The sequence below is a fragment of the Pseudomonas fluorescens genome (assembly GCF_030344995.1).
Classification (GTDB): Bacteria; Pseudomonadota; Gammaproteobacteria; order Pseudomonadales; family Pseudomonadaceae; genus Aquipseudomonas; species Aquipseudomonas fluorescens_BF.
On record NZ_CP128260.1, the window covers coordinates 3,564,301 to 3,580,078 of the forward strand.

Annotated in this window: 15 protein-coding genes; 12 read left to right on the plus strand and 3 right to left on the minus strand. The window is 61.2% G+C overall.

What is annotated here, in order from left to right:
• Nucleotides 1-26: 26 nt before the first annotated feature.
• On the plus strand, nt 27-554 hold the full coding sequence (locus QR290_RS15820; RefSeq protein WP_289203035.1) for a GNAT family N-acetyltransferase: 528 nt from the start codon (nt 27-29) through the stop codon (nt 552-554).
• Here the strand turns inward: QR290_RS15820 and QR290_RS15825 are convergent.
• Nucleotides 538-1,503, minus strand: coding sequence for a LysR family transcriptional regulator (locus tag QR290_RS15825; protein ID WP_115078020.1), 966 nt, complete (start codon nt 1,501-1,503; stop codon nt 538-540). The genes QR290_RS15820 and QR290_RS15825 overlap by 17 nt on opposite strands.
• A 299-nt stretch (nt 1,504-1,802) precedes the next feature.
• Here QR290_RS15825 and argH point away from each other — a divergent pair, with 299 nt between their 5' ends.
• The 9 genes from argH (at nt 1,803) to QR290_RS15870 (ending at nt 11,166) form a co-directional block, all read left to right on the plus strand.
• Nucleotides 1,803-3,230, plus strand: coding sequence for an argininosuccinate lyase (gene argH, locus QR290_RS15830; RefSeq protein WP_289203036.1), 1,428 nt, complete (start codon nt 1,803-1,805; stop codon nt 3,228-3,230).
• Between the two features lie 61 nt (nt 3,231-3,291).
• Nucleotides 3,292-4,170, plus strand: a complete 879-nt coding sequence (locus tag QR290_RS15835) for an amino acid ABC transporter permease (protein ID WP_011334265.1) — start codon at nt 3,292-3,294, stop codon at nt 4,168-4,170.
• A gap of 10 nt (nt 4,171-4,180) precedes the next feature.
• Nucleotides 4,181-4,945, plus strand: a complete 765-nt coding sequence (locus QR290_RS15840) for an amino acid ABC transporter ATP-binding protein (RefSeq protein ID WP_007951284.1) — start codon at nt 4,181-4,183, stop codon at nt 4,943-4,945.
• A 39-nt stretch (nt 4,946-4,984) separates the two neighbouring features.
• Nucleotides 4,985-5,809: an ABC transporter substrate-binding protein gene (locus tag QR290_RS15845; protein ID WP_289203037.1), complete on the plus strand. Its 825-nt coding sequence runs from the start codon at nt 4,985-4,987 to the stop codon at nt 5,807-5,809.
• A gap of 231 nt (nt 5,810-6,040) precedes the next feature.
• Nucleotides 6,041-6,889, plus strand: coding sequence for a polysaccharide deacetylase family protein (locus QR290_RS15850; protein WP_289203038.1), 849 nt, complete (start codon nt 6,041-6,043; stop codon nt 6,887-6,889).
• Nucleotides 6,882-7,772 carry a polysaccharide deacetylase family protein gene (locus tag QR290_RS15855; protein ID WP_289203039.1) on the plus strand — a complete coding sequence of 297 codons (891 nt, stop codon included), beginning with the start codon at nt 6,882-6,884 and terminating at the stop codon, nt 7,770-7,772. Before QR290_RS15850 ends, QR290_RS15855 begins: the two co-directional genes overlap by 8 nt.
• Complete coding sequence (locus QR290_RS15860) at nt 7,769-9,121, plus strand: MmgE/PrpD family protein (protein WP_289203040.1); 1,353 nt, start codon at nt 7,769-7,771, stop codon at nt 9,119-9,121. Before QR290_RS15855 ends, QR290_RS15860 begins: the two co-directional genes overlap by 4 nt.
• Nucleotides 9,122-9,137: 16 nt before the next feature.
• Nucleotides 9,138-10,316: an MFS transporter gene (locus QR290_RS15865; RefSeq protein WP_289203041.1), complete on the plus strand. Its 1,179-nt coding sequence runs from the start codon at nt 9,138-9,140 to the stop codon at nt 10,314-10,316.
• A gap of 157 nt (nt 10,317-10,473) precedes the next feature.
• Nucleotides 10,474-11,166 (plus strand): HPP family protein, encoded by a 693-nt coding sequence (locus QR290_RS15870; protein WP_115078027.1) that lies wholly within the window; start codon nt 10,474-10,476, stop codon nt 11,164-11,166.
• Between the two features lie 29 nt (nt 11,167-11,195).
• On the opposite strand, the gene QR290_RS15875 is transcribed toward QR290_RS15870, so the two are convergent.
• Nucleotides 11,196-12,155 (minus strand): hypothetical protein, encoded by a 960-nt coding sequence (locus QR290_RS15875; RefSeq protein ID WP_115078028.1) that lies wholly within the window; start codon nt 12,153-12,155, stop codon nt 11,196-11,198.
• 294 nt (nt 12,156-12,449) lie between these two features.
• Between QR290_RS15875 and QR290_RS15880 the strand changes: the two genes are divergently transcribed.
• Together QR290_RS15880 and QR290_RS15885 are read left to right on the plus strand one after the other, a co-directional pair.
• On the plus strand, nt 12,450-13,556 hold the full coding sequence (locus QR290_RS15880) for an enoyl-CoA hydratase/isomerase family protein (protein ID WP_289203042.1): 1,107 nt from the start codon (nt 12,450-12,452) through the stop codon (nt 13,554-13,556).
• A gap of 3 nt (nt 13,557-13,559) precedes the next feature.
• Nucleotides 13,560-14,711, plus strand: coding sequence for an acyl-CoA dehydrogenase family protein (locus tag QR290_RS15885; RefSeq protein WP_289203043.1), 1,152 nt, complete (start codon nt 13,560-13,562; stop codon nt 14,709-14,711).
• 282 nt (nt 14,712-14,993) lie between these two features.
• Here QR290_RS15885 and QR290_RS15890 read toward each other — a convergent pair whose 3' ends face one another.
• Complete coding sequence (locus QR290_RS15890; protein ID WP_007951275.1) at nt 14,994-15,767, minus strand: enoyl-CoA hydratase; 774 nt, start codon at nt 15,765-15,767, stop codon at nt 14,994-14,996.
• Nucleotides 15,768-15,778 lie beyond the last annotated feature (11 nt).

Here is a 15,778-nt window from a genome sequence, read left to right on the forward strand (position 1 = left end):
TTGATTTCGACAGGGACAGCAGACTGATGACCTTTACCGTGCGACAGGCCCTGGCAGCCGATGCTATCGCCCTCCCCGCCATCGAGCGTTCGGCCGCCGCGCTGTTTCGCCTCGACCCTTCACTGGCCTGGCTGGCGGATTCCGCTGTGCCGCTGGCCTCGGCGCATTTACCGGCCATTGAACGGGGCGAACTGTGGGTCGCGGAAAACAACGACGGGCAACTTGCAGGCTTTTTAAGAGCGGTGACTGTCGACCAACAGTTGCACATTGAGGAACTGTCCGTCAGCCAACACTTTCAGGGCCGGGGCGTCGGTCGCAAGTTGCTGTTGGCGGCGATTGAACAAGCGCGTCTGTGGCAACTTCGGGCGGTGACGCTGACGACCTTTCGCGATCTGGCGTGGAATGCGCCGTTCTATCAACGCATGGGATTTGCGCTATTGAACGCCGAGGACACCGACGAGCGTCTGGACCAAGTATTGCGCGATGAAATCGCTCACGGATTGCCCGGCAAGCGACGTTGCGCCATGCGCCTGGTGCTCACGCCGTCGCCTTGAGATCAACCCCCAGCGCCTGGGCGAACGCCTTGACCAACGGACTGCGCACGGTGTTGTGGCGCAGGATCAGATTGAACGGCGTGTCGAAGTGGATCAGCTCCGGGCACACCGCGCGAAACTGCCCGGCGGCCACCAGTGTGGCGGCGTAATGCCGGGGCAGAAAGCCCACGAAACGCCCGGTCTTGATCAGCAACGCGACGGCTTCGACCTGGGTCGCCGAGGCGGAAAAACTGTCATAGCGGGCAAAGTTGAGCTTGTCGCGATGGATCGCGTAGCGGTGGTTGATGCACTCGTAATCCTGCAGCACGTTGCCGCCCATCTGCTCCGCCGGCATCTCGAACAACGGGTGGCCGACGGCGCAGTAAGCCTGCGAGCGTTCTTCATAGAGCGGGTAATAATCGAACTCTTCGCGCTTTTGATAAACCGGGACTATTCCGGCAACTAAGCGCCCCTCTACCACGCCTCTTTCCACTTCATCCAGCTGGGTCGCCTGAAGTTGAAACCTTACTTTCGGCGAGTGTTCATTTATCTTTCTAAGCGCGGCAACTAACGGCGAATTATCGTCACTGATGGTGTTATCGATCACGCCCACTCCGAGATCGCCGATAAGTTCGTTCTGCGCCGAACTAAGCCGGTCACGAAAGTTGTCGACCGAGGCAAACAGATCGATCGACGCCTGATACACCAGACGCCCTTCTTCGGTCAGGTGAAACCCCTCGCGGCCACGGGTACACAGGCGCATGCCGATGCGGATTTCCAGGTCGGAGATCTGTTTGCTGATCGCGGCCAGGCCCACATTCAGCTCGTTTTGCGCCGCGCTGAAGCCGCCGGCCTCGACCACCGCCTTGAATACCTTGAGCAGTTTGAAATCCAGTCCGCTGAGGGCCAAAGGTGCCCGGTGAGCGGTTTTGACCGGTGGGTTTCCGGAATTGGAAAGTGGGGTTTCCATAATGCTGATTTACCTCTGGCGCAATGTTCAACAATCTGTGTCCAACAACAAAAACATCGCCGGCTAATAATAATGATCACAGAAAACAAGCCTTGGCAACCGCCAAAAAATCCCGAACATCAGTGCCAACTCACTGATCGCCAAACATTAAAAGCTGACACTTCGATCAGCTCTTGTCTCTTTGCAACTGCCCTCTTGAAAACTGCTTTGGCCTGATTCTGTCCGTTGATTGTTCGGCGAGATTTTTCAGGGCCCAGCACACCGATTTCAGTTCGCGTTACCGACGAGGAAAACAACAAATGTCTCAAACCACCGACCGTCTCTGGGGTGCCCGTTTCAAAAGCGGCCCGTCCGCAGCCCTGGCGGCCCTGTCCCGTTGCCCCGAGCGCTATTTCCGCCTGACGCCGTACGATCTGGCCGGCTCCAAGGCCCACGCCGGGGAACTGCAACGTGCCGGCCTGCTGGACGAGCAGGAAACCCGCACGATGATCGAAGCCCTGGACGGCATCGGTGCCGATTTTGCTGCCGGGCGCATCGCTCCGACCCTGGACGACGAAGACGTTCACACCTTCATCGAGCGCCTGCTGACCGAACGCCTCGGCGCACTGGGCGGCAAGCTGCGCGCCGGTCGTTCACGCAACGACCAGACCGCCAACGACCTGCGCCTGTTCCTGCGTGATCACGTCCGCACCCTGGCCGTGGAAGTGCTGGCCCTGCAAACGGCGCTGGTGGATCAGGCCGAGCAGCACGTCGAGAGCATCTGCCCGGGTTTCACCCACTTGCAGCAGGCGCAACCGATCGTGTTCGCCCATCACTTGCTGGCCCATGCGCAGTCGATGCTGCGTGACGTCCAGCGTCTGGTGGATTGGGACGCGCGCACTTCGCTGTCACCCCTCGGTGCCGCAGCCATGGCCGGCTCCGCGATCGCGCGCCAGCCTCAGCAGTCGGCCAAGGAAATGGGCTACGCCGGGGTCTGCGAAAACTCCATCGACGCCGTGGCCAGCCGCGACCACGTCTCCGAATTCCTGTTCATCGCCAGCATGCTCGGGATCAACATCTCGCGTCTGGCCGAAGAGTTTTGCCTGTGGTCATCGCGCCAGTTCCGCTGGGTCGATCTAGATGACGCCTACGCCACCGGCAGCTCGATCATGCCGCAGAAGAAAAACCCGGACATCGCCGAACTGGCACGGGGCAAGGCTGGCCGCCTGATCGGCAACCTGACCGGTCTGCTGTCGACGCTCAAATCCCTGCCGCTGTCGTACAACCGCGACCTGAGCGAAGACAAGAACGGCGTGCTCGACAGCGTCGACACCCTGCTGCTGGTGCTGCCGGCCATGGCCGGGATGGTCGCGACCATGACCGTCAACGTCGAGGAACTGCGGCGTCAGGCGCCACTGGGTTTCACCCTCGCCACTGAAGTTGCCGACTGGCTGGCCGTGCGCGGCGTGCCGTTCAAGGAGGCCCACGAAATCACTGGCGCGCTGGTGCAGGCCTGCGAAAAACACGACCTCGAATTGTGGGAAGCCTCGCCGGCGCTGCTGGCCGAGATCGACCCGCGCCTCACGGCAGACGTGCGCGACAGCCTGACTCTGGAAGCCGCCATCGCTGCCCGCAGCGGTTGGGGCGGTACTGCGCCGCAACAGGTGCGCGAGCAGATCGGCCGCCTGAAAACCGCCCTCGCCGCGCAGCAACTGTGGACCGAAAACTACCAGGGCTTCCGCCTCTAAGCCGGGTCCCCCTCCCACCGGGAGGGGGTTGATCGAAAAGTACAGTGTACGGAGAAACACCATGAGCCAGACTCAGGCAGAACGACTCCAGGCGGAGCGCAAACTGGCAGAAAACCAGTTCGACATTACCCAGTACCAGCATGTGCCACGGCGTTATTACGGGCGGATCTTCTTCGCCACCGTGATCGTCATCGCCATCATCGGCCTGGTGCGGGCCTTCGCCGAAGGCAAGATCGAATGGTCGTACATCGGCCAGTTCCTTACCTCCGAAGCGATCATGTGGGGCCTGTTCAACACGATCATCATGGCCGTGCTGGCCATGGCGCTGGGCATCGTGTTCGGGGTGATCACCGCGATCATGCGCATGTCGGCCAACCCGATCCTGCGCTACGTGGCAGTGACCTACACCTGGCTGTTTCGCGGTACGCCGCTGATTCTGCAACTGCTGTTGTGGTTCAACCTGGCGCTGATCTTCCCCACCATCGGCATTCCCGGCCTGTTCGAACTCGACACCGTGAGCCTGATGACGCCATTCGTGGCCGCCCTGCTCGGCTTGAGCATCAACCAGGGCGCCTACACCGCCGAAGTGGTGCGCGCCGGCCTGCTGTCGGTGGACACCGGCCAGTACGAAGCCGCCAAGTCGATCGGCATGCCGCGCCTGCAAGCGCTGCGCCGGATCATCCTGCCCCAGGCCATGCGGATCATCATTCCGCCGGTGGGCAACGAATTCATCGGCATGGTGAAAATGACCTCGCTGGCGAGCGTCATCCAGTACTCGGAACTGCTCTACAACGCCCAGAACATCTACTACGCCAACGCCCGGGTCATGGAGCTGCTGATCGTCGCCGGTATCTGGTACCTGGCCACCGTCACCGTCCTGTCCTTTGGTCAAAGCCGTCTGGAGCGTCGTTTCGCTCGCGGCGCCGGCAAGCGTTCTTGAGGAGTCGAACATGAGAAGCATCGTCAAGGCCGTGAGCCTGAACAAATATTACGACCAGTACCACGCGCTCAAGGACATCAACATCGAAGTCGAGCAAGGCGAAGTACTGTGCATCATCGGCCCGTCCGGCTCGGGCAAGAGCACCCTGCTGCGCTGCGTCAACCAGCTGGAAAAAATCGACAAGGGCGGCCTGTGGGTCGACGGCGAACTGGTGGGCTACCGCGTCGTCGGGCACAAGCTGCACGAGCTCAACGAATCGCAGATCGCCCGCCAGCGCCTGGCCACCGGCATGGTGTTCCAGCGCTTCAACCTGTTCCCGCACATGACCGTGCTGCAAAACATCATCGAAGGCCCGTGCCAGGTGCTCAAGCGTTCGCCCAAGGAGGCGCACGAAGAAGCCCTGGAACTGCTGGCCCGGGTCGGCCTGGCCGACAAACGCAACAGCTACCCGATCGAGTTGTCGGGCGGTCAGCAGCAACGGGTGGCGATTGCCCGCGCCCTGGCCATGCGCCCCAAGCTGATGCTGTTCGATGAACCCACTTCGGCACTCGACCCGGAACTGGTCGGTGAGGTGCTGTCGGTGATGCGCGATCTGGCGCAGACCGGCATGACCATGATCGTCGTCACCCATGAACTGGGCTTCGCCCGGGAGGTTTCCAACCGCATGGTGTTCATGGACGGCGGGCAGATCGTGGAGGCTGGAAGCCCCGAAGAAATACTAATAAGTCCGCAAAACCCGCGCACCCAAAGCTTCATTTCTGCCGTTCGAACCTGAGGCCCCTTTGGCCTTCACAACACTCATAAGAGAACGTCCATGAAGAACTTCGTCATTCCAGCAGTACTCACCTCCCTCATGTCTTGCGGTTTCGCCGTGGCCGCCGAGTTGCCGGCCAGCATCAAGGAAAAAGGCGAGATCGTCGTCGCGATCATGCCCAACTATCCGCCGATGGATTTCAAGGACCCGGCCACCAACAAGCTCACCGGCCTTGACTACGACCTGGGCAACGCCCTGGCCGAACGCCTCGGGGTGAAGATCAAGTGGCAGGAAACCGGCTTCGAACAAATGATCAACGCCCTGACCACCGACCGCGTGGACGTGGTTCTGTCGGGCATGACCGACACCGCCGAGCGTCAGGCCAGCGTGACCTTCATCGACTACTTCACCAGCGGCCCGCAGTTCTACACCTTGCAGAAGAACGCAGCGACCAACGAGATCATCGACCTGTGCGGCAAGAAAGTCGGCACCAGCCGCCGCACCACTTTCCCGGCGGAAATCGCCGCGTGGAGCAAGGAGAACTGTGAGGCCGCCGGCAAACCTGCGATCAACGTGATCGGCACCGAAGGCTCGGCCGACGCCCGTGCGCAACTGCGCCAGAGCCGCATTGATGCGGCGATGCAGGGCAGCGAAACCCTGTCGTACCTCAAGACTCAGGAAAAGGACATGTACAAAACGGTCGGCCAGCCGATCTCCGTGCAGTTCACCGGGCTGGGGGTAAGCAAGAAGAAGCCTGAGCTGAGTGAAGCGGTGAAAGTGGCGTTGCAGAGCATGGTGGATGACGGCAGCTATAACGCGATTCTGAAGAAGTGGGATCTGGAGTTGGGTGCGATCAAGGATGTGACCATCAACGCGGGCAAGTAAGGTTCGAGATCGATCCCCCTCACCCCAGCCCTCTCCCCCAGGGGGGGCGAGGGGGAAAGGGAGCCGATCTTCACGCTGTTCAAAGCCTGAGTTCGACTCGATTGCACAGGTCGATGTACATCTCAAGAACACCTCAATCGGCTCCCTCTCCCTCCGGGAGAGGGCTGGGGTGAGGGCTCGATCTGATCAACGCCCAGGATCCAACTGACCAACCCCCGGAGCGCCACACCCATGTCCGCCCCTCAACAACCCACCTGGCCCAACCAGCACAAAGCCTGCCTCGCCCTGGCCTTCGACCTCGACGGCCCGACCGGCGACGCCATGCTCAACGGCTCGATCTGGCACAAACCCGAGTACTTCGGCTTCGGCGGCTACGGCCCCTACCGCGCCCTGCCCCGCCTGCTGGATCTGCTCGACGCCTTCAAGATCCCGACCACCTTCTTCGTCCCTGCCTGGGTCGTGGAAAACTGGCAGAAACAATGCCAGGCCATCGTCGAGCGCGGTCATGAAGTCGCCTACCACGGCTACAAGCACGAATCCTTCTACGCCCTGACGCTGGACCAGCAGCAGGCCGTGATGAACAAATCCCGCGATGTGTTCTGGCAATACCTGCACATCCGCGCCGAGGGCTTTCGCACGCCGTCCGGCGACTGGCGCGCCGAAACCCCGGCGATGCTGGCCGACAACGGCGTCATCTATTCCAGCAGCATGCGCGGCGATGACCGGCCGTATCTGGTCAACGTCCCCGGCCACGACACGCCGCTGGTGGAAATCCCCGGTCGCTGGGAAATGGACGACTACGCCTCCCTCGCCTACACCCGCGCACCGAACTTCCCGTCCGGGCTCGACCGCACCGCCAGCTACGAGCTGACCCTCGACAACTGGCAGCGCGAGTACGACGGCGCGATGGACGAAGGCCTGTGCCTGACCACCCTGTTCCACCCGAAAATTACCGGCAAACCGGGGCGCATCCTGTTGCTGGAAAAACTCTTCGAACACATGCGCCAGCGCGATGACGTGTGGTTCGCCACTTGCCGCGACGTCGCCCGCTGGTGGCTGAAGGAGCATCACCATGGCTGACGCTGACAACCTCTGGCCCGCCGGCAAACGCTGCGCGGTGGTGCTGACCGTCGACTACAACGATATCCACGGCATTCTCACCCAGGCCCCGGAAGTCGCCGGGCGCGACAAGACGCTCTCGGTGTGGCGCTACGGCACCCAACGGGGCGTCGAGCGTTTGCTCAGTCTGTTCAGGGAATTCGGGGTGCGCAGCAGCTGGTTTGTGCCCGGTATCGTTGCCGAGGAAAACCCGCAGCACATCGCGGCCATTCAGGCTGACGGCCATGAAGTTGCCTGCGCCGGCTACCGTCATCAGGATTACGACACGCTGGATCTGGCAGCGCAAAGCGCGGAAGTTGCCAAGGGTTGTGCAGCCCTGGAAGCATTGACCGGCGTGCGTCCAAACGGTTTCCGGATTCCCGCAGGCAACGGCGCGCCAGGCTTCATCGAGGCCTTGAAAGATCATGGCATTCATTGGTCTTCATCATGGCGCGGCGATGACCTGCCGTTCTTGCACCCGACCGCCCCTGAAGTGGTCGAGTTGCCGCTGCATTACGAACTGGAAGACGAACCCTACTTCGCCTTCAACCTGAGCCCGGCCGTGCCACCGGCGCAATCGCGGATCGCCTCTTACAGCCACACCCTGGGCAACCTGCAAATGGACTTCGCCGGGTTCCACCGCTTCGGCCTGTGCTACGTGCTGCGGCTGCACCCGGAAATCATCGCCACGCCGGGGCGCATCGGTGTGCTGCGTGAGTTGCTGCAAGGCATTCAGCAGCATGACGACGTGTGGATCGCCACCGGTGCCGAAGTCGCGCAGTGGTGGGCGCAAACGGCGGCGCCGGTCGCGCTGGATCATCCGGCGTCGGTGTATGAGCGCCATTATCGGGACTACCTCGTATGACGGAACGCATGCAGCGGCTGGCGCAGTTTTGCGTCGAAACCCGGGTTGAAGATTTGCCACCGGCTTTAGTGGAGCAGGCCAAGCGACACATTCTCGACACCTTCGGCGCAGCACTGGCCGGGGCCGACAGCGCGGTGGCGCTTCAGGCGCGGCAGGTGTTCGGCGCCGAGCCGGGCACCGCGCTGGTCTGGGGTTCGTCGTTGCGGGTCGGCGCGGGGCATGCGGCGTTGCTCAACGGCATCGCCGCCCACGCGCTGGAGCTGGACGACACCGGCGGTTGCGATCACTCGGGCGCGGTGGTGTTGCCAGCGGTGATGGCCGCGCTGTCGCTGGTGGATCGGCCGGTGGACGGTCGCGAATTCATCACCGCCGTGGTGATCGGCTACGAAATCGGCCGGCGGGTGCTGGAAGCCTGTGGCAGCTATTCAGCGCACAACGGCGCCGGTTGGCATTCCACCGCCACCTGCGGCGTGTTCGGAGCGGCGGCGGCCTGTGCGCGGATCTTTGCGCTGGACGTCGGGCAAACCGTGTCGGCGCTGGGCATCGCCGGCAGTTTCAGCGGGGGGTTGTGGGCGTTCATTCACGACGGTTCGCAAAGCAAAAAACTGCACAGTGGCCGGGCGGCCGAGGGTGGTTTGCTCGCAGCGCGTTTTGCCCGTGAAGGCGTCAGTGGGCCGTCGGTGTTGTTCGATGATGTCTGGGGTGGATTTCTCAAGACCCTGGCGCCAGGCAGCGCGCAGCCGGATGCGCTGGATGCCGAATTGGGACAGGTCTGGAAACTCGCGCGCTGCTCAATCAAACCCTACGCAGCGTGTCGTGGCACCCACTCGGCGATCGATGCGCTCGGTTTGTTGCTGGAGCAATTGCAAGTCGGCGCCGATCAGGTGGAAGACATCCAGGTGAATCTGTGTGGGTTTCTGCTCGACATGTGCGGAGGTCGCGACATCCAAAGTCTGGCCGCTGCGCAGATGAGTCTGCCCTACGCCCTCGCTGCGCGACTGGTGCACGGTCATTGCCGATTGGAGGCTTACGACGAACAGCCACGCAACGATCTGCGTATCGTTCACTGGCTGACGCGCATTCGCCTTGAAGTGGATGAGCGACTGTCGGAGGATGGCGAGCCAGTGGTCGCTGTGCGAACCCGCGACGGGCGTCAGGCGAGTCTGTGTGTCGAGGTGCCTCTGGGCGCGCCGGGCAACCCGCTGAGCGAGGCGGCGCTGGAGGAGAAGTTTTTCAGTCTGGCGTTGCGGGTCATTTCACCGGTCAAGGCCGAGCCGCTTTTGGCACAGCTGCGGCAACTGCAAACGCTGGATTCCGTGCGCGATCTCGAGCACCTGTTAACCGAATAAGGACATTTGATTTTCCGTGGCCACCTACTCGCTCGTTATCCGCCGCCTGATGATCGTCTCGCTGACCATCGTCGTCAGCCGCGCCATCACCAGTCCGTTGCTCACCCTGTTTTTGAGCAACAAGCTCGGCCTCAACCAACAGGATGTCGGGTTGTTGCTGGGCATCGCGGTGTTCATCGCCACCCTGCTTGCGCTGTACGGCGGCTACATCATCGACCGGCTGGAAAAGCGCCGGTTGCTGATTCTGGCGATGCTCTCCAGCGCCATCGGTTTCGTGCTGCTGACCTTCGCCAAAGACCTGTACCTGACGACCCTGACCCTGGTCATCACCGAAACCGCGTCGGCGCTGTTCCTGATCGGCTCCAAGGCGATCCTCAGTGAAAACCTGCCCATGGGCCAGCGGGCCAAGGCGTTTTCCCTGCGCTATACGCTGACCAACATCGGCTACGCCACCGGCCCGATGCTCGGCGTGGTGATCGCCGGGGTGTACCCGATTGCGCCGTTTCTGATTGCTGCAGGCATCGCTTTCGGCAGCATCTTCCTGATGATCGGCATCCCGAAGGACGCCAGCCCGGTCGCCGCCATCGGCCAGCCGCAAAGCTTCCTGAAAACCCTCATCACCCTGAAAAACGACCGCACGCTGATCATGTTCACCTGCGGCTGTCTGCTCAGCACCGTGGTCCACGGGCGCTTCACGTTGTACCTGTCGCAATACCTGCTGGTGGTCGAAGACTCGCAGCGCGCCCTGCAAACCATGGCCGCCCTGCTCGCCTGCAACGCCATCGCGGTGATCCTGCTTCAATACCAGATCGGCCGCTTTCTCAACCGGGAAAAACTGCGCTACTGGATCGCCGCCGGCACCAGCCTGTTCATCCTCGGCCTGATCGGCTTCAGCCTGGCGGACAGCCTGGTGACGTGGTGCATCGCGATGTTCATCTTCACCCTCGGCGAGATGATCATTTACCCGTCGGAGTTCCTGTTCGTCGACACCCTGGCCCCGGAAGAACTGCGCGGCAGCTATTACGGCGCGCAGAATCTGGCGGCGCTGGGTGGCGCGTTGAGCCCGGTAATTTGCGGCTTCCTGCTGATGCACACGCCGGCGCCGACTATGTTCTACGCCCTCAGCGCACTGACCGCGATGGGCGGTTTCCTGTGTTTCATGAGCGGGCGGCGCGTGGCTTTACTTCAGAAATAATGCACTGAAACTGCATTTATATGAATTTGTCAGCATCGTGATTGATTGGCACACTGTGCGCGTTCCTCCCCCAATAGTTGGAACACTTCGAAGGACTTTCCGCGTTTACGGACAAGTCCTTTTTTTTGCCCTGAATTTTGCAAAGGATCGATTCTGCATGCTCGCTCGCTGGTTGCCCGCCGCCATCAACACCCGCCCCACCGAATGGAGCCGCGCCGCGATCGGCATGGCCCTGGGCACGTTGTTCAGCGTGTGGGCGTGCAGTCAGGTGTTCGGCATTGAAGTGGCCTACCACCTGATCGGCCCGCTGGGCGCTTCGGCGGTGTTGCTGTTCGCGGTGTCATCCGGCGCCCTCGCCCAGCCATGGTCGATCATCGGCGGCTACCTGTGCGCGGGTGTCGTCGCGTTGCTGGTGGCCCACGTCCTCGGCCGAACCCTCGGCAGTGCGTGCCTCGCGGCGGGCATGGCGCTGATCCTGATGTGCTGGCTGCGCTGCCTGCACCCGCCGGCCGGTGCCGTCGCGTTGACCATGGTGCTGGCCGACCCGATGACCATCGCCATGGACTGGAAAGCCCTGGAACCGGTGATGCTCAGCGCCGCCTGCCTGCTGCTGGCCGCATTGGCCTACAACAATCTGACCCGCATTCGCTATCCAAAACGCCCCGCCGAGCCCGCGCCAATGGTTGCCCCGGTCGACATTCAGGCGATCACCGCCGAAGACTTGAAACGGGCATTGGCGGACATGGAGGCCTTCATTGATGTAACCCCTGAGGATCTCGAACAACTGATCCACGCTAGCGAACTGCACGCCAGGCGCCGCAGCATCAGCGAAGTGCTTGCTCGGTCGTAGACGCCGGCCGGTTCACTGAAGGCCCTCATCTACATGCGTTGATCACCTTCCCCGGGGTTTTGTGTGTCCCGAAAGCTATCGATCATTGCCTGGATTTCGGGTGATCGTGGTTTACCTGCTGTGGAACCTGGGCCGATGTAATCGTCGTATTCGAGCTTTTCGATACCCGGCGGCAGGCCCTGGTTAATTTCATCGATCATGAACGCCACGCCAGGCCACAGTTGGTCGTACAAATTTGCTTTCACGTCCGAATAACCAGGTTTGTATAACATCGTCATTGCGCAGTCTGGGGTCATAGGTGTTTTCTTTTCGTCGGCAGTGAAACTGCCGTCGATCCTGGTGTTCGCGTAATTGATGTAGTAATTGATCAGGAATTCTGAAATCAGCGGGTGGCTGATCAAATCCGGGTTGCTGAAAATATTTCGTGCCACCTCACGGTGAACGTCGTCAAGGATTTTCTCCGACTTCAGATTGACCCGCTGTGGCAAAAGACGCGTATCCGAGCAATAAACCACGCAATAAGACTGCAGCGTTTGAAGAGTCGTTTTCAAATCTCCATTCGAGTTTTTGATGAGGGTATTGAACGGCTTCAGAAAGTCTGGCTTGAGTCCCAGGTTATTGAAATGTGCTGCGTCCATGTGGGAAACACCGGTCGCCAATTCTTGCCCTATGTCGTCCGAGGTTTTGTTGAACGCAGGTGCGCCCTTGACCCTATGGCCGACTCCGGCCTGATGAGTGGCACGATCGAACTCGATCGCTTGCGAGGGCGTCAGGTCAAACGCGGGCAAAAGCCTTTCGAGCACATCACAACCCATTTGGACATTGACACAAAACCTGAAGAAATGACTGGCCCGCATACTCGCATGCTGCGGCAAGAGCGTTGCAAGGCTGCCACTGAATATTGGAGCGTCTTGATTAAAAGACAGAATTTTGCGTGTGTGCTTTTGCACGGTGGGGGTAGTAGAAAATTGCCTGCCCGCACGGGCCATACCACTCCTTAGTTGCAACAATCCGATTCCCGGAAACATTTTTCTTCCTCTGGTAATGGACGAACATCCTGTTAACACCGCTCAGTAGGGTGTAGCACAACCGCTGAATACCACTAACCCATGCAAAGGCTGCGTGTGCCCGCAGGCGTCTGCCAACACGCATCAATGCCATGCAAAAATGCAAATCCCTCCTGCAGTTATTCGCGTTGTACACGGCAAATTTGCACTGTTACGATCCAGTAACGCTCGCGCGCGAGCTTCTCGAATAAAGACAATAAAAGCAGGGAGTTAGTGATGACTGCTCAGGCTTCATCCCCGCGGACTTCGTCCATGGATGCCACGCCACACGAAGTGCTGGCCGAGGTTCGCAATCACATCGGTCATCTGACCCTCAACCGCCCCGCCGGCCTCAATGCCCTGACCCTCGACATGGTGCGCCAGCTCCGGCAACACCTGGACGCCTGGGCCGCTGATGCCGATATCCACGCGGTCGTGCTGCGCGGTGCCGGCGAGAAAGCCTTCTGTGCCGGTGGCGACATTCGATCCCTGTACGACAGCCATAAAAGCGGCGACACGCTGCACGAAGATTTCTTCGTCGAGGAATACGCCCTCGACCTGACGATCCACCACTACCGCAAACCGGTGCTGGCGCTGATGGACGGTTTCGTTCTCGGCGGCGGCATGGGTCTGGTGCAAGGCGCCGATCTGCGGGTGGTCACCGAGAAGAGTCGTCTGGCGATGCCGGAAGTGGCCATCGGTTACTTCCCGGATGTCGGCGGCAGTTATTTCCTGCCGCGCATTCCCGGCGAGCTGGGGATTTACCTGGGTGTCAGCGGCGTTCAGATTCGTGCAGCGGATGCGCTGTATTGCGGCCTGGCCGACTGGTATCTGGAAAGCGGCAAACTCGGCATCCTCGACGAACAGCTCGATCACCTGGAGTGGCACGACACGCCGCTCAAAGACCTGCAAAACCTGCTGGCCCGCCACGCCGTGCAAACCCTGCCGGATGCGCCGCTTGAAGCCTTGCGCCCGGCCATCGACCACTTCTTCGCCTTGCCTGACGTGCCGAGCATCGTCGAGCAACTGCGCGCCGTGACTGTCGCCGACAGCCACGAATGGGCGACCACCACCGCCGACCTGCTGGAAACCCGCTCGCCGCTGGCCATGGGCGTGACCCTGGAAATGCTCCGTTGCGGCCGGCACCTGAGCCTGGAACACTGTTTCGCCCTCGAACTGCATCTGGATCGCCAGTGGTTCGAACGCGGCGACCTGATCGAAGGCGTGCGCGCCCTGCTGATCGACAAAGACAAATCACCGCGCTGGAACCCGCCGACCCTTGCTGCGCTGCACGCCGAGCACATCGCGAGTTTCTTCCACGGTTTCGAAGAGAGCGGGAGCTGAGCCATGCACGATCTCGAATTGACTGAAGACCAGGTAATGATCCGCGACATGGCCCGGGACTTTGCCCGTGGCGAAATCGCGCCTCACGCCCAGGGCTGGGAAAAGGCCGGCTGGATCGATGACGGTCTGGTGGCGAAGATGGGCGAACTCGGCCTGCTGGGCATGGTAGTACCGGAGGAATGGGGCGGCACTTACGTCGACTACGTGGCTTATGCGCTGGCGGTGGAAGAAATTTCCGCCGGTGACGGCGCCACCGGCGCGTTCATGAGCATCCACAACTCGGTGGGCTGCGGGCCGGTGCTCAACTATGGCAGCGAAGAACAGAAACAGACCTGGCTGGCGGACCTGGCCAGCGGCGCGGTGATCGGCTGCTTCTGCCTGACCGAACCCCAGGCCGGCTCCGAAGCGCACAACCTGCGCACCCGCGCCGAACTGCGCGACGGGCAATGGGTGATCAACGGCGCCAAGCAATTTGTCAGCAACGGCAAGCGGGCGAAACTGGCGATCGTGTTTGCCGTCACCGATCCGGATCTCGGCAAGCGTGGGATCTCGGCGTTTCTGGTGCCGACCGATACGCCGGGTTTCATCGTCGACCGCACCGAACACAAGATGGGCATTCGCGCCTCCGATACCTGCGCGGTGACGCTGAACAATTGCAGCATTCCTGAAGCGAATCTGCTGGGTGAACGCGGTAAGGGCCTGGCGATTGCCCTTTCCAACCTGGAAGGCGGGCGCATTGGCATTGCGGCGCAAGCATTGGGCATCGCCCGTGCGGCGTTCGAGGCAGCGCTGGGTTACGCCCGTGATCGAGTGCAGTTCGGCAAAGCGATCGTCGAACACCAGAGCATCGCCAACCTGCTGGCAGACATGCAGATGCAGATCAACGCGGCGCGCTTGATGATCCTGCATGCGGCGCGACTGAGGACTGCGGGTAAACCGTGTCTGTCGGAGGCTTCGCAGGCCAAGCTGTTTGCTTCGGAAATGGCTGAAAAGGTGTGTTCGTCAGCGATTCAGATTCATGGCGGGTATGGGTATCTGGAGGATTATCCGGTGGAGAAGTACTACCGGGATGCGCGGATTACCCAGATTTATGAGGGATCGAGCGAGATACAGCGGATGGTGATTGCTCGGGAGTTGAAGGACTATCAGTTGTAACCGTGTCGGCCCCTTTCCCTCATCGGAACGCCGCCCGCCCAGCCCTCTCCCGGAGGGAGAGGGAGCCGACCGAGGTGTCTCAGGTCTGACATCGACCTGAAACAACCCGGTCGATTATGGAATTGCCAAACGAAGACACCAATCCCGCGCTATTCAAGCCAGAGTTCAACTCGGTAGCTAAGGTCGGTGCAACTCCCGAAAACAACCCGGTCAGTCCCCTCTCCCTCCGGGAGAGGGTTAGGCGGGCGGCGTTCCGATGAGGGGGCTCTTGAGGGCGCCGCATTACTTGCCTTGGAACTCCGGCGGCCGCTTGGCCACAAACGCCGCCATCCCTTCCTTCTGATCCTGCGTCGCAAACGCCGCATGGAACACCCGGCGCTCGAAGCGCACGCCTTCAGTCAGGTTCACTTCGAACGCGCGGTTGACGCTTTCCTTGACCATCATCGCAATCGGCAGCGATTTGCTGGCGATCACCGCCGCCACTTTCAGCGCTTCATCCAGCAGCTCGGCACTCGGCACGATCCGCGCGACGATGCCGCAACGTTCGGCTTCCACCGCGTCGATCAAACGGCCGCTCAGGCACATTTCCATGGCCTTGGCCTTGCCCACGGCGCGGGTCAGGCGCTGGGTGCCGCCCATGCCTGGGAGCACGCCGAGGTTGATTTCCGGCTGGCCGAATTTGGCGTTGTCGCCGGCCAGGATGAAGTCGCACATCAGCGCCAGTTCACAGCCACCGCCAAGGGCAAAACCGTTGACCGCCGCGATGATCGGCTTGCGGCGGTTGGCCACGCGGTCGCTGTCGCTGAACAGGTCGTCCATGTAGATCTGCGGGTAGGTCAGATCGGCCATTTCCTTGATGTCGGCGCCGGCGGCAAAGGCTTTGGTCGAGCCGGTGATGACGATGCAGCCGATGTTCGCGTCGGCTTCAAAACCATCCAGTGCGCGGTTCACTTCGCTGACCAGTTGCGCGTTGAGGGCATTCAGCGCCTGCGGGCGATTGAGGGTGATCAGGCCGACGCGGCCATGGGTTTCCAGCAAAATCGTTTCGTAACTCATGTGCAGATTCC